Raw genomic sequence first — 15987 nt, forward strand, 5'->3', positions numbered from 1 at the left:
AAAAACTGTTTAATGAAAAAGATACCATGTTCTAGGGCTTTTATAGAATTAAACAGGAGGATTCATATCTCAGAAGAATCATAAAAAAGAGGATGAACGTTCAACGTTCATCCTCTTTTTTTGTTATATTTGTCGCGAACTTATTTATAATCATAGATAAATGAAAGAATTTGTAATATCTGAAGCACAAGTTGAAACGGCTATTCTGGTAGGTCTTATAACACAGACTCAGGATGAACGGAAGACAATGGAGTATCTGGACGAATTGGAGTTCTTGGCGGAAACGGCAGGAGCGACGGTTGTGAAGAGGTATACTCAAAAGTTACCGTCTGCCAACTCTGTGACTTATGTTGGTAAAGGGAAATTGGAAGAAATCAAAGAATATATTCATCAGGAGGAAGAGGAAGAACGAGAAATCGGAATGGTGATTTTTGATGATGAGCTTTCTGCAAAGCAGATACGGAATATTGAGGCTGAACTGAAGGTGAAGATACTTGATCGTACTTCGCTGATTCTTGATATTTTTGCCATGCGTGCGCAAACGGCAAATGCCAAAACTCAAGTGGAGTTGGCCCAATACAAATATATGCTTCCTCGTCTGCAACGCTTATGGACACACTTGGAACGTCAGGGTGGCGGTTCTGGTGCCGGTGGTGGAAAAGGTTCTGTAGGTTTGCGCGGACCGGGTGAAACACAGTTGGAAATGGACCGTCGTATTATCTTGAACCGTATGTCTCTATTGAAGGAGCGTTTGGCGGAGATTGATAAGCAAAAGACTACTCAACGGAAGAACCGTGGCCGAATGATACGTGTGGCATTGGTAGGATATACCAACGTAGGAAAATCTACATTGATGAATCTGCTTTCAAAAAGTGAAGTATTTGCAGAAAACAAGTTGTTTGCTACCTTGGATACGACTGTGCGTAAGGTTATAATTGATAACTTGCCCTTCCTCTTGACGGATACAGTAGGGTTTATCCGTAAGTTGCCGACAGATTTGGTCGATTCCTTTAAATCGACATTGGATGAAGTGCGTGAAGCGGATTTGCTGATTCATGTAGTGGATATCTCGCATCCTGATTTCGAGGAACAAATAGCAGTAGTAGATAAAACCATTGCTGATTTAGGTGCCGGTGGTAAGCCTACCATGATTGTGTTTAACAAAATTGATGCATACACTTATATTGAGAAGCCTGAAGATGATTTGACTCCTAAAACAAAGGAGAATATTACTTTGGATGAATTGATGAAAACGTGGATGGCTAAATTAAATGATAATTGTATTTTCATTTCGGCAAAAGAGAAAACCAATTTGGAAGAACTGAAGAATATCATATATAATAAGGTGAGGGAACTCCATGTGCAAAAGTATCCATATAATGATTTTCTTTATCAGACTTATGACGAAACAGAGATATAAAATATACCGGTTATGAATACTTATCGTTCACTGACACTGCAGGAAATACAACAACTGAAAGAACACTCATGTACGGCTGTCAATTGGGCGGACGTTGAAGTAGTAGAGAATTTTAAGACCGACTATATTTACCATACCCGTTTCTCAGGAAAGGTGAAGTTGGGAGTCTTTGAAGAGGAGTTTATCCTTGCTGGTGGTATGTGCAAACATTCGGGTTTGTTTCATACGACGTTGCACAATGTGACAGTGGGCGATAATTGTTGTATCGAGAATATTAAGAATTACATAGCCAATTATGTGATTGGTGATTATACTTTCATTGAAAATGTCGATATTATACTGGTAGACGGCAAGACTAAGTTCGGCAATGGGGTGGAGGTAGCTGTTCTGAATGAGACAGGAGGGCGTGAAGTAATTATTCATGACCGTTTGTCGGCTCATCAATCTTATATTATGGCACTGTACCGCCATCGTCCCGAATTGATTTGCCGGATGAAAGCGATTATCGATAAATATGCGGAAGAGAATGCATCTGAGACAGGTTCTATCGGACACCATGTGACAATTGTAGACGCCGGATATATAAAGAATGTGCGTATCGGTAATTATTGTAAGATAGAAGGGGCCGGACGGTTGAAGAATGGAAGTTTGAACAGTAATGAGACAGCTCCGATTCATATTGGATATGGTGTGGTCTGCGACGATTTTATTGTGTCTAGTGGCTCCAGTATAGAGGATGGTACTATGCTGACTCGTTGTTTTATTGGTCAAGCCTGTCATTTGGGACATAATTATTCTGCATCCGATTCATTGTTTTTCAGCAATTGTCAGGAAGAGAACGGAGAAGCCTGTGCCATCTTTGCAGGGCCGTTTACTGTTACCCACCATAAATCCACATTGCTTATTGCCGGCATGTTCTCGTTTATGAATGCAGGTTCGGGTTCTAATCAGAGTAATCACATGTATAAATTGGGCCCAATCCATCAGGGAGCAATGGAACGGGGAGCAAAGACTACTTCTGATTCTTATATTCTGTGGCCGGCAAGAGTCGGCGCTTTTTCTTTGGTAATGGGGCGTCATGTGAATCATTCGGATACGTCCAACCTTCCTTTTTCCTATTTGATAGAACAGCAAAATACTACCTATTTAGTGCCGGGGGTAAATCTGCGTAGTGTAGGAACGATTCGTGATGCCCAAAAATGGCCGAAGCGGGACAAGCGGAAAGATTCGAATCGCTTAGACCAAATCAATTATAATCTTTTAAGCCCTTATACCATCCAGAAGATGATGAAGGGACGTGATATCCTGAAGGAATTGCGAAGGGTTTCCGGTGAGACCTCTGAGACTTATTCTTATCAAAGTGCGAAAATTAAAAACTCGTCTTTAAATAATGGTATTCGTTTTTATGAACTTGCCATTCATAAGTTCTTGGGTAATTCTTTGATTAAGCGTTTGGAGGAGATGCATTTTGCAAGTGATGAAGAAATCCGTGCCCGATTAATTCCTGATACAGAAACAGGGACAGGGGAATGGGTGGATATCTCAGGCTTGATAGCTCCGAAGAGTGAAATAGAAAAGTTGATGGCAGATATAGAATCGGGTGTATTGACTAATGTAGACCAAATACATGAACGTTTTGTAGAAATGCATCATAACTATTATACCTATGAGTGGACTTGGGCGTATGGAAAGATGCTCGAATATTACCATTTGCAATCCGAAACCATTACAGCTAAAGATGTGGTTGCTATTGTGAAACAATGGCAGGAAGCAGTAGTGGAACTCGATAAAATGGTTTATGCAGATGCCAAGAAAGAGTTTTCTTTGTCTGCCATGACCGGATTTGGCGCAGATGGTTCGCGAGAGGAAAAAGAACAGGACTTTGAGCAGGTACGCGGTGTCTTTGAAAGCAACCCATTTGTGACTGCCGTGTTGCAGCATATCGAGGTCAAGACGGCTTTAGGCAATGAATTGATAGAACGTATTGGCTTTTTGTAGCTAAAGAAGCGAAGGATTCTGAATGTGAATACAATAAAATAATAATTAGCATGAAAATAAAAGAAATACCTATATTACTGCTGACCGGCTATTTGGGCAGTGGAAAAACGACGTTGGTCAATCATATTCTCACTAATAAGCGTGGTGTCAAGTTCGCAGTTATAGTCAATGACATTGGTGAGGTGAACATTGATGCTGACTTAATTCAGAAAGGTGGAATTGTAGATAAGAAAGACGATAGTTTGGTGGCACTTCAGAATGGTTGTATCTGCTGCACCCTTAAGATGGATTTGGTAGAGCAGATAGATGACATTATGAAATTGGGACGCTTTGATTATATTGTCATTGAGGCAAGCGGTGTCTGCGAACCGGCTCCTATTGCACAGACCATTTGTTCTATTTCAGGGATGAACGCTGTACATGGTTCATGCCGGTTGGATTGCATTGTGACTGTAGTGGATGCCTTGCGTTTGCAAAGTGAGTTTTCGTGTGGCAATGATTTAATTCGTAAAGGTATTGATGAAGAAGATATTGAAAATCTGATTATCCAGCAGATTGAATTCTGTAATATTGTCCTGTTGAATAAGGCTTCGGAAGTGAAGCGTGAGGAATTGGAGCGTATTAAGCAGATTATCCGTACTTTGCAACCGGTTGCCGAAATAATAGAATGTGATTATGCCGGGGTTGGTTTGGATAAGATTATTAATACCGGAAAGTTTGACTTTGAGCATACTGCCACTTCTGCCGGTTGGGTGCGCGGAATAGAAGGAGCACTTACGGAAGAGCAGAAACAAGAGGCCGAAAGACATGAACATCACCATCATCATCACGAAGGCGGCGAAGTGGAAGAATACGGCATCGGTACTTTTGTCTATTACCGCCGTCCTGCGTTCGATATTCATAAGTTCGACCGTTTTGTTGCTACCAAATGGAGTCGCAATATCATCCGTGCCAAAGGTGTATGCTATTTTAGCAATAACCCTGATATGTCTTTCCTTTTTGAACAAGCCGGTGTGCAGAAGAAACTGAAAGAAGCAGGCTTGTGGTATGCCACGGCACCGGAAGAGGAGTTGATGGAAGTGATGCGTCAGGAACCGGGCCTACTGCGTGATTGGGATGATAAATACGGTGATCGTATGCAGAAGATTGTCTTCATTGGTCAGCATTTGGATAAGGAACAGTTGATACGTGACTTAGATGAGTGCCTGGAATAATATAGGAGGATGAATGCTTCAATAGACTGTTAAGAGTTTCTTTTAGGCACAGAACTCAGGGACAAACACGGATTATTTTTTCTTATTCCGTAAGTTCCATGTTTTCTGTGCCTAAAACAGATTCTATAAATAAGTATATTTGCCTGTAGGACAATCTTCCTCCTGTTGCTGTCCTACTTCTTCTTTACTACCGGAAGTAGTAATCTGGTGGCAGCGCCTTGCTGGTGAAATATCTTAATGCTTTGTTTCATCACAAAATCCTCCACTCCGCAATGATAAGTGTCTATGAACTTCTGAGGGTTGCGGTCAATAATGGGGAACCATGAACTTTGGATTTGAATCATCAGCCTGTGTCCGGGCAGGAAAGAGTGGGCTACATCGTACAACGTATAGTTGACCTGTGTAATTTCTTCCGGCCTGAAAGGTTTGGGTGTGTCGAACCCTTCCCGAAAACGTCCTCGGAACAATTCGCCGCGGACCATTTGCTGAAATCCGCTCATGGGATAGTTGCTTTTCAGTTGTTTGCGTATTTCTTGTGGATATTCAAATCTTTCGGGGTAAACATCAATTACTTTCACCATGAAGTCTGCGTCGGTGCTGCTTATGGCTGTCATAAGCTCTACCCCGATGGGGCCTGCCAACGTGAGTGTATCCTGCAGCGGTTCGGTCATGAAGGTAATGACATCTGGGCGTGAAGCGGCAAAACGTTGGTCATCAATCATATATTCCAATGTGCGGTAAGTAGTCGGATTGGCTGTATAAGGGACCGGTCGTGACATATCCGATACATATTCTGTATACGATTTCTCTTCGGTCGGTGCCTGAGTCGATACTGAACCGTCGGCATGAATATAATAAGGAGTCGAAACCATTTCTTTTGCAGGCCACTCTTCATAAGTCTTCCATTCGTTTTCACCGGAATAGAATATGTTTACCCGCTTTTCGGGTTTTTCTCCTTCCCCTTCCAAGAAATAACGGAAGAAGGGATACTGAATTTCATCCATATAATAAGCTGAAGTACTTTTGCCGAAATAGACATTTCCGATACTTTGGAAATTGCGGCGGGTCCAAGCACCATGCCACCAAGGACCGAAAGTCAGATAAAGGTCGGTTTCGGGAGACTGCTCTTTGATTGCTTTGTATAAGTTCCATGCACCATAGCAATCCTCTGAATCATACAGCCCTCCCACTACCAATATAGCCGGTTTCAGATTGTAGCAAGAGGTACGTGCATCTCGTTCTTTCCAGAACTCGTCGAAGTTGGGATGGTTCTTGATATCGTTCCACATGGTTTCAGTCGTATCTTTCACCAGATTGTCTATATCTTTAAATGTGCCGATAGACAGGAAATCAGTATATACATCGTTTTTCACAATCTGATGCATTACACCCTTTCCCATGTTGCGACCTTCCAGACGGGGGAGAAAATTAGTGGTTTGCAGGAGGGTAAATGCGCCATTGTGATGGCGGTCGTCTCCTCTGAACCAGTCTGTGACCGGTGCTTGCGGTGAAACGGCTTTTAATGCCGGATGATTGCATGAGGCGGTCATGGTGGCATAGAAACCTTCATAGCTGATGCCCCAGGTTCCCACTCGCTCGTTGCTGTGAGTATGATGAATCAACCATTCGATGGTGTCATAAGTATCGGTGGCTTCATCTATATTTTTCTTATTCTTTTTCCCCTTCTTATTTTTGTTTAACGGACGTAGTTGCACGAAGTCCCCTTCGCTCTTATGGCGGCCGCGTACATCCTGAAAGACAATGATGTAGTTGTTGTCCACGTACTTCTTCAATGCAGTTTTCAGATAATCGTCAAATCTTTCTCCGTATGGACTGCACGAATAAGGGGTACGCATCATCAGTGTGGGGTGTTTCCGACTGTTGTCTTTTGGTTCGTAAATAGCAGTGTAGAGCTGTACTCCGTCACGCATCGGAATCATGACTTCTCGCTTGGTATAGATTTCCATGAGCCGGAGTTCCAGACTGTCCGGTTGGTTGGTGGCTCTGTCGCGGCTCCACCCTTTCAGACCGAAAAGACATAAAAATAAAGAAGTGATAAAAAGTAATTTGCCTGTTCTTTCCATATATAATATTAGGTTATTTAATAATGAGTCGGCAAAGGTAAGGACATTCTCTGAAAGTTTTTACGCTAATTAAGGAAAAATTTCGATAATAGTTGCTACCTTTGTGACACTAATAACTAATTAACTAAAATAAGTATCATTATGGCAACACCTCCGTTCCACTATCAGCCCATGTTCGATTTGGGACCTGACAAAACTGAGTATTATTTGCTGACCAAGGACTATGTGTCAGTAAGTGAGTTTGAAGGAAAACCTATCTTGAAGATTGCAAAAGAAGGTTTGACTGCAATGGCAAATGCTGCATTCCGCGACGTTTCGTTCTTGCTCCGCCGTTCGCACAACGAACAGGTTGCTAAGATTCTGAACGATCCCGAAGCTAGTGACAATGATAAATATGTAGCCTTGACTTTCTTGCGTAATGCGGAAGTTTCTGCCAAAGGTAAATTACCGCTTTGCCAAGATACCGGTACAGCTATCATCCACGGTGAGAAAGGCCAGCAGGTTTGGACTGGTTATTGCGATGAGGAAGCTCTTTCTGAAGGTGTGTATAAGACTTATACGGAAGAGAATCTGCGTTACTCTCAGAATGCTCCTCTGAATATGTATGATGAGGTGAATACTAAATGTAATTTGCCCGCACAGATTGACTTGGAGGCTACTGAGGGCATGGAATATCACTTCCTTTGTGTTACTAAGGGTGGCGGTTCTGCCAATAAGACTTATTTATATCAGGAAACGAAGGCTGTGCTGAATCCGGCTACTTTGGTACCGTTCTTGGTAGAAAAGATGAAAACTTTGGGCACGGCTGCTTGTCCTCCTTATCATATTGCATTCGTAATTGGCGGTACATCGGCTGAAAAGAACTTGCTGACAGTGAAATTGGCATCCACTCATTATTATGATGAATTGCCCACTACGGGTAATGAGTACGGACGTGCGTTCCGTGACGTAGAACTTGAAAAGCAAGTATTGGAAGAGGCTTACAAGATTGGTTTGGGAGCTCAGTTTGGTGGTAAATATATGGCACACGATGTTCGTATTATCCGTTTGCCCCGTCATGGTGCTTCTTGTCCGATTGGGCTTGGGGTATCTTGCTCTGCCGACCGTAATATTAAATGTAAAATCAACAAAGACGGTATCTGGATTGAAAAGATGGATGACAAACCGGGTGAATTGATTCCGGCAGCACTTCGCGAAGCAGGTGAAGGTGATGCTGTAAAGATAGACCTGAATCAGCCGATGGCGGATATCCTGAAAGAATTGACTAAATATCCGGTAGCTACCCGCCTTTCATTGAACGGAACAATCATCGTTGGCCGTGATATTGCTCATGCTAAGTTGAAAGAACGTTTGGACCGCGGCGAAGATTTGCCTCAATATATTAAAGACCATCCTATCTATTATGCTGGTCCGGCTAAAACACCGGAAGGCATGGCGTGTGGTTCTATGGGCCCCACCACTGCAGGACGTATGGACCCGTATGTGGACTTGTTCCAAGAGCATGGAGGCAGCATGATTATGTTGGCAAAAGGTAATCGCAGCCAGCAAGTAACCGATGCTTGCAAGAAACATGGTGGTTTCTATTTGGGCTCTATCGGTGGACCGGCTGCCATCCTTGCACAAAACAATATCAAGAGCATCGAATGTGTGGAATATCCTGAACTGGGTATGGAAGCCATTTGGAAGATTGAAGTGGAAGATTTCCCTGCATTCATCTTGGTAGACGATAAGGGGAACGATTTCTTCAAACAGTTGAAACCGCGTTGCTTGGGTAACTGTAAATAAGCAATATACTCTTTTATAAATAACAATAGGGTTGTGTCAAAACGTGGATAATGCTGTCGTTTCGTTCGTAGGGGCGAGGTTCGCTCGCCCGAAAACAGTTTGCTTTGTGTCTTCGGGCAGGCAAACCCTGCCCCTACAGCTGACGATGGGATAGCTCGGTTTAGTTTTGACACCCTCATTCCTTTTTATGGCGGTGAAACTGCCTTTACGATATTCGTTGCGTCTTCTGTTTTTTTATTTCTTTTGGGAAGTCTGTCTCCAAATGCGTACCATATAGAAAGCACAGTGAGTAAAAGCGAAGACGAATGAGATAATAAGCAAAGTTTTATCTTCGTCCCAGCCTACTGTCTGCTGATGCCATAACCCTGTGATAACGGATAAGACAGATAAGGCAATACCTATCATGTTGAGTATGGTAAGTCCGCTTCGGCGGGGGATGTGCTGCTCCAGTTTGCTGTGTTTTACTCCATAACAGGCATAGATGTCCAAACCAATCAGCATCCACAATACCAATCGAATCCAGGTATCCGCCGGAAGGAATAGCATCATGCAAAGGCAGGTCAGGATTCCCAAAATAGGCACTACCGGCACAAAGGGTGTCTTAAAGGCACGATGCACTTCAGGCATACTTTTGCGGACAATCAAAACGGCTGCACAAACTAGGGTAAAAGCAAAAAGAGTCCCGATACTGGTCATCTCGCCGGCTACGCGTGCCGGAACAAATGCGGCCAGCAATCCTACAATAATCATGAACAGCAGATTGCTGCGTGCCGGCGTACGGAATTTCTCATTGATATGTGAGAAGAAAGGCGGTAATAATCCGTCACGGCTCATGCTGAGGAAGACACGGCTTTGCCCTAATAAAGTAACCATAATGACAGAACAATAACCGAAAAGGATGGCGAGTACGATGGCGCGGTTCAGCCATGGGTAATCGGGATGAATGATGCCGGCTGCATCTGCATGTCCCATGTGGTCGATGGCTACGGCTACAGGTGCGATACCTTGTTGGCCGGCAAAGTCGGTGTAGTGGGCGACTCCTGTCATTACATGGGCAAAGACCATATAAAGTATGGTACAGATTAACAGTGACATGAGTATCCCGATGGGCATATCCCGTTTAGGGTTCTTGGTTTCTTGAGCGGCCGTACTTACGGCATCAAAGCCGAGAAAGGCGAAAAATACAATGGCGGCTCCACGCAGTACACCCGACAAGCCGAACTCTCCCAATGTTCCTGTGTTGGCAGGAATGTAAGGAGTGTAGTTCTCTGCGTTGATGTATTTCCAGCCCAGTACCACGAAAGTGAGTATGACAGCTACTTTCAGGAATACGATGAAACCGTTGAAGATAGAACTTCCTTCCGTACCTCTAATCAGGAAGATACTCATCAGTACTACGATAAGGAAAGCCGGAATATTGATAATGCCTCCGTCCCACGGGCAGGCTGTGAGCGCGTGCGGAAGGTTGATTCCCACTCCTTCGAGAAAAACGACAAGGTATCTGCTCCAACTGATGCTGACCGTGGTGGCCGCTACTGTATATTCCAGAACTAAGTCCCAGCCGATTATCCATGCTATCAGTTCTCCCATGGTGGCGTATGAATAGGTATATGCACTACCAGCTACGGGTATCATTGAGGCAAATTCAGCATAGCATAGCCCGGCAAAACAGCATCCAATGGCTGCAATGGCAAAAGAGAGTGTAATGGCAGGGCCGGTATATCCTGCTGCTACTGTTCCTGTGATGGAGAATAATCCCGCACCGATAATCACGCCTACTCCCAATGCTACCAAACTCCATGCACCTAATACTCTTTTAAGTGACTTTGCGCCTGATTCGTTTGCTTCGGCTTGAAGCATGGAAAAAGGTTTTCTAATAAATAATCCCATATCTTTTTATAACGTAATTAGTGATAATTGGGCGCAAAGGTACGGATTACCGCCCTGAAATACAAACGCGCAGTAAACTCTATAACGATTATTCGAGATATTTCGTTATTTTACCGCTTATTTGGAGCAGGGATATTTCGCATATCTTGGTATCATATTCTGCTGAAAGTATACGTTCTTCTGCATCGAGCAAACTTTTTTGCGCTTCACGCATTTCGATACCTGACAGGTCGCCGAGCAGATAGCGCTCTTTGGCTATTTCATGGTTCTCGCGGGCGGCAACCAGATTTTGACGTTCCAGATTTAACAGGCGCAAGTTATTGCGGTAGGCCTGCCATAAGTTGCTTAGGTCGGCCTTCAATCCCAGCTCCAGTTGCTCGCGTTCCAGTTGTGAATTGCGGATGGCAAGGCTGGCATTGCGTTTCTCACGGCGTCGGTTGCCGTCCCATAAGTTGATGCCTACTGTGATGCCTCCGTTCAGTCCCCAATTGCTTCTGCGGCTGGTGGCGTTAGTTTCATATTTATTTAATGTATAGCCATATCCGGCTTTCAGTTTCACATAAGGATAGTTGCGTGACAATACTTTCCGGTAGTCTAATTGGGCGATGGTCGTATTCTGGTCTGCTCTGAGCAGTCCGGCATTGGTCGATAGAGTTGCAGACCACAGTTCGTCATAATTCAGTACGTCATTGACCGTGATGATGGAATCATGGAGACGTAGGGGGCGGTTGACTTCTTGCACAGCCATCAGTTCATTCAGATTAATGCGGGAGGTCACCACCAGTTCTTGTTGTTTCATATATTGTGCACTGTCGGCATTGAAGTCTACTTTTGCCTGCTGGTAGTCCAGTCGGGAGAAGTTACCGATATGGTAACGTTCTTCTACGATACGCAGACGCTCTTTAGACAGTGATACGGCATATAGGAAATTCTTCAAACGTATCTCTTGTTGGACGTAGTTGTAATATTCGGCGGTCAGTCCGGCTATGAAATCCTCCAGCGTGATGCGGGTGTTTGTTTCTCCCAACCGTTCCAGTTCCTTCAATTGCTTGTAGGTTGTGCTGATGTTAAATCCGTCAAAGAGTGTCCAGTTTACGTCCAGTCCGGCTTGCAGGGTTTGGTCGTAGACATTGCGTTCGCTGGTGGTGCTTCCGGTGCTGCGGCTTTTACTGTCGGTATTGTCCAGTGAACCGCTATATCCTGCCGATAAATCGAGTGTAGGCAGATAACCGGCATTGGCTAGTGTGGCATTGTTGTGGCTCACTTGCTCTTCGTTGCGGGTGATGCGGATGGAATAGTTATTGGCGAGTCCTTCTTCCAGACATTTTTTTAGTGTATAAGGGTATTGTGCATATATCCCGGTTATTCCTGCCAGACAGATACACATTGTTATAATGATTCGTTTCATACGGTTTCTGTTTTAACTTTTCGGTTAGTGGAAATATAAGTATAAATAGCCGGTACGATGTACATGGTGAGCAGAGTGGAAACAAGCATACCGCCTACAACGGCCGTACCCATGGCGATACGTTGGTTGGCTCCTTCTCCGGTTGCAAAAGCCAAAGGAATCAGTCCCAATATGGTGGAAACACTGGTCATTAGGATGGGGCGGAGGCGCTGCAAGGCTGCATTTCGGATGGCCGCCATCTTGTCTTCACCCGATTCTTGCTTCAGATTGGCAAATTCTACAATCAGGATACCATTCTTTGCCACCAGACCAATCAGCATGATGATACCGATTTGACTGAAGATATTCATTGTAATTCCGCCGGCAAACATAAAGATAAGTGCTCCCGCAATGGCCAACGGTACTGTCAGCATAATAATGAACGGGTCTTTGAAGCTTTCGAATTGTGCCGCCAGAATGAGGTAAATAAGTATCAGTGCCAGTATAAAGGCAAACATCAGGCTGGACGAACTTTCGCGATAATCTTTAGAATCGCCCGAAAGTGCGGTACGAAAACTGTCATCCAAGGTTTCGGAGGCAATCTTGTCCATCTCTTCCAATCCTTGTCCGATTGTCTTTCCATCGGCAAGTCCCGCAGAGACGGTAGCCGAGATAAAACGGTTGTAGTGGTAAAGTTTGGGTGGTGCTACAGACTCTACGAATTCTACCAGATTATCCAACTGAATCATTTCTCCTTTGTCGTTTCGGATATAGATGGACTTGATATTGGAAGGTTTGTTCCGTTGTTGACGGTTGATTTGCCCTAAAATCTCGTATTGTTTTCCATTCATATAAAAGTAGCCCATACGTTGTCCGCTGAGGCCGTATTGCAATGTCTCTGCAATATCGCGCACGCTGGCACCCATTGTTCCCGCTTTGTCGCGGTTGATATTGACTCTCATTTCGGGACTGCTGAATTTCAAGTCGACGTCGGCCATTTGGAATGTCGGGTTATCGTATACTTTGCTTAGAAATTTGGGTAACACTTTCTCCAAGTTTTCAATGCTGACGGCTTGCAGCACATATTGTACAGGCATACTTCCCCTGCGTCCGCCAAAGGAAGATTGCTGTTGGACAAAGGCTCGGGCTTTTGTTTTGTTGCGGATAGCCTTTGAGATACGTTCGGCCACTTCCATTTGGGTGTAATCGCGGTCTTTTATGTCTTTCAGTGTGATACGGATATTACCGCTACCGCTTGACACACGTGCCGTAACCGATTCAGCATCAGGGACGATAGAGTCAACCAGATTATTGATATCTTCGGTGTAATCGCGGATATATTCATAACTGGCTCCTTCGGCTGCGCGGGTATTAATGCTGATTTGTGAACGGTCTTCCATCGGTGCCATTTCTGCCGGAATATAACTCCATAATATTCCGATGGCAATCAACATCAATAGAGTTATAGGGATAGCCAACATACGCTTTTTTAAGAAAGCATCCAATGAGCGGGCATAAATGCGGTTCATACCCTCAAAGAATGGTTCTGTCTTTCGGTAGAACCAACTCTGCTTCTCACGTTTCACCAATAGTTTGGTGGCAAGCATCGGGGTAAATGTCAATGCGGCAAATGAGGAGATGATGACCGAACCGGCTACAACAAAACTGAACTCGCGGAACAGGCGTCCACTGGTTCCTTCCATAAACACGATGGGGAGGAAAACTGCAACCAGTGTGATGGTAGTCGATATCACGGCAAAGAATATTTCTTTTGCTCCTTCGATTCCTGCTTCGAACGGTTTCATTCCCCGTTCAATTCGGATATAAATATTTTCGGTCATTACAATGGCATCGTCCACCACCAAACCAACGGATAATACAACGGCCAGCATGGTGAGTACGTTAATGGAGAATCCGGCAATATACATGACGAAAAAAGCTCCGATAAGCGATACCGGAATAACGATACAGGGAATCAACGTCACGCGCCAATCGCGCAAGAAGAGGAAGATAATAATGATAACCAGTATGAAGGCTTCATATACCGTCGTCTTTACCTCGTCAATGGAAGCGCGTATGAATTTGGTATTGTCAAAGCCGTAGCTGTATTTCACATCTTCGGGAAGGTCTTTTTGCATTTGCTGCATACGTTGGTATACGGCATCGGCTATCTCTATGTGGTTGGCACCCGGTTGGGGAATCACGACAACTCCCACCATCGGGACTCCGTTCATTTTCATATAACTTTTAATATCGGCAGGACCGAGCTCGGCATAACCGATATCGCTAAAACGGATAACATTGCCGTTTACTTCCTTCAATATAATATTATTGAATTCTTTAGCCGTATGCATCTGTCCCATTGTGCGCAAAGTCAGTTCGACAGTGTTTCCTTCGATACTTCCGGAAGGTAGCTCTATGTTTTCTTTGGTGACTGCATTTTTTACGTCTACCGGAGTAATGCCGTAACCTGCCATTTTAGTCGGGTCAAGCCACAGACGCATAGAGTAACGTTTCTCACCCCAGATGGAAACACTGCTTACATCCGATATGGTTTGCAATTGTTCTTTTACCGTTAAGTCGGCTATTTCACTGAGTTCCAGTAGTGAACGGCTGTCGCTTTGGATAGCCACCATCAAGATAGGAACGGCATCGGCATCGGCTTTCGATACGGTGGGAGGGTCGCAGTCACGCGGCAGATAGCGTTGTGCACGGGAAACTTTGTCTCGCACATCGTTGGCTGCCGTCTCAAGGTCGACGGATAATTCAAACTCTACCGTGATGCGGCATTGCCCTTGTTGGCTCACACTGGACAGGGAACGGATACCAGGAATGCCATTGATGTTCTGTTCCAGAGGTTCGGTGATTTGGTTCTCAATCACATCTGCATTCGCACCGGAATAGCTGCAAGTAACTGAGATGATAGGATTATCCACAGATGGGTATTCACGAACTCCCAGTGTGTTGTAGCCTATCAGTCCGAAAAGTAATATGATAATCGTAAGTACGGTAGCAAGCACCGGTCTACGAATACTAAGTTCGGATATATTCATAGAAGCATTTTTTTGTGGTTAGTTAAAAGCCTGGATTTCAACCGGCATACCTTTTCGTAATTGGAGTGTACCCGAAGTCAGGATAGTGTCACCGATAGCCAAACCTTGAACAATCTGGATTTCGGACTCGGTACGGATACCGACAACTACATCCGTCGGTTCCGCCACTCCGTTGCGATACACAAAGACTTTATTCTTTCCCATTTCGGGTACAATTGCTTCTGATGGGATAGCTATTGCATCTGCTATTTCTTTCTGTTTCAACTGAATATCGGCATATCGTCCCGGCAATAACTCTCCGTTTCGGTTAGGATAGATGGCGCGAATGTTCAGTGAGTGGGTTTCCATATCCAGACTGGATTCTGTGGCATATACTTGTGCAGGATAAGCGTTGAGCCGTCCTTCTACACTGAAGTCCAGATTCATTCCTTTTTTTATTTCGCGTGCGTAACGTTCGGGTACGGCGAATTCTACTTTCAGCGGGCTTATTTTTGTCAGTTTGGCAACTACGGTGGTAGGAGAGGCATAAGCTCCGACACTGACCTGTCTTAATCCGATAATTCCATCAAAAGGAGCGCGGAGTTCCGTCATGTCAATACTTGCTTTTACATTTTCAATGTCGGCATTCAGGGTAGCTAGTTCTGTTTTTACCTGTTCATAAGCCTCTTTACTGACAGCATCGCGTTGTAACAAGGCATTTTGGCGGAAAACACGGTCTTCTGCCAATGGTATTTGAGCTTCCAGCCGTTTGAGTTGAGCTTGCAATTGCCGGTCGTTTACTTTGGCAAGTAACTCTCCGCGCTTGACGGAGCTACCTTCTGTGAAAAAGATTTCGGTAATCTTGCCGGAGGTTTCAAAAGAGAGGTTTACTTCTTCGTCAGGCACCAAGCGTCCTGTCACCAATATTTCATCGGTTAGCAAGTGCGGTGTAATGACTTGTGCATTCACTTTCAGTGTCTTTGATTTATTCTCTCTGGGCAGTGCATCGGCTGCCGTTAACTCTTCATTTTCGTGTGGGGTGAATTGGTAGATGCCTAAACCGGACAATCCTATTCCGATTATTAATATAATGCCCCATTTAACTCGTTTGTTCATGTGCCTTTCTGATATCTGATTTCCGATGAATACAATCATCGTTGTAAGGTTAGAAAAGAAG

At 44.3% G+C, this 15987-nt stretch carries 9 protein-coding genes; 4 read left to right on the forward strand and 5 right to left on the reverse strand.

Annotated features, from left to right (window positions below; all coding sequences use genetic code 11):
* The first annotated feature begins 160 nt into the window (after positions 1 to 160).
* Genes hflX through QYT14_RS06305 form a run of 3 tightly spaced genes read left to right on the forward strand, consistent with a single transcriptional unit; the run spans position 161 to position 4632 of the window.
* A complete protein-coding gene (hflX, locus tag QYT14_RS06295) occupies positions 161 to 1420 on the forward strand; it encodes a GTPase HflX (RefSeq protein ID WP_237040362.1) in 1260 nt (419 codons plus the stop codon).
* 12 nt (positions 1421 to 1432) lie between these two features.
* A complete protein-coding gene (locus QYT14_RS06300; protein WP_237040361.1) occupies positions 1433 to 3418 on the forward strand; it encodes a DUF4954 family protein in 1986 nt (661 codons plus the stop codon).
* A gap of 50 nt (positions 3419 to 3468) precedes the next feature.
* Entirely contained in the window at positions 3469 to 4632 is a 1164-nt protein-coding gene (locus QYT14_RS06305) for a GTP-binding protein (RefSeq protein ID WP_288324522.1), read from the forward strand.
* A gap of 173 nt (positions 4633 to 4805) precedes the next feature.
* On the opposite strand, the gene QYT14_RS06310 is transcribed toward QYT14_RS06305, so the two are convergent.
* Positions 4806 to 6716: a CocE/NonD family hydrolase gene (locus QYT14_RS06310; RefSeq protein ID WP_288324523.1), complete on the reverse strand. Its 1911-nt coding sequence runs from the start codon at positions 6714 to 6716 to the stop codon at positions 4806 to 4808.
* Positions 6717 to 6857: 141 nt separating this feature from the next.
* On the opposite strand from QYT14_RS06310, the gene QYT14_RS06315 reads away from it, so the two are divergent.
* Entirely contained in the window at positions 6858 to 8501 is a 1644-nt protein-coding gene (locus QYT14_RS06315; protein ID WP_237040358.1) for a fumarate hydratase, read from the forward strand.
* 234 nt (positions 8502 to 8735) lie between these two features.
* Here QYT14_RS06315 and QYT14_RS06320 read toward each other — a convergent pair whose 3' ends face one another.
* The 4 genes from QYT14_RS06320 to QYT14_RS06335 all read right to left on the reverse strand — a co-directional run bounded on the left by QYT14_RS06320 (position 8736) and on the right by QYT14_RS06335 (position 15926).
* Positions 8736 to 10391: an amino acid permease gene (locus tag QYT14_RS06320; protein ID WP_288324524.1), complete on the reverse strand. Its 1656-nt coding sequence runs from the start codon at positions 10389 to 10391 to the stop codon at positions 8736 to 8738.
* Between the two features lie 88 nt (positions 10392 to 10479).
* Entirely contained in the window at positions 10480 to 11799 is a 1320-nt protein-coding gene (locus tag QYT14_RS06325; RefSeq protein ID WP_237040356.1) for a TolC family protein, read from the reverse strand.
* Positions 11796 to 14831 (reverse strand): efflux RND transporter permease subunit, encoded by a 3036-nt coding sequence (locus QYT14_RS06330; protein ID WP_288324525.1) that lies wholly within the window; start codon positions 14829 to 14831, stop codon positions 11796 to 11798. Before QYT14_RS06330 ends, QYT14_RS06325 begins: the two co-directional genes overlap by 4 nt.
* Positions 14832 to 14849: 18 nt before the next feature.
* Entirely contained in the window at positions 14850 to 15926 is a 1077-nt protein-coding gene (locus QYT14_RS06335) for an efflux RND transporter periplasmic adaptor subunit (protein ID WP_288324526.1), read from the reverse strand.
* Positions 15927 to 15987 lie beyond the last annotated feature (61 nt).

The organism is uncultured Phocaeicola sp., assembly GCF_948499155.1.
Lineage (GTDB): Bacteria > Bacteroidota > Bacteroidia > Bacteroidales > Bacteroidaceae > Phocaeicola > Phocaeicola faecalis.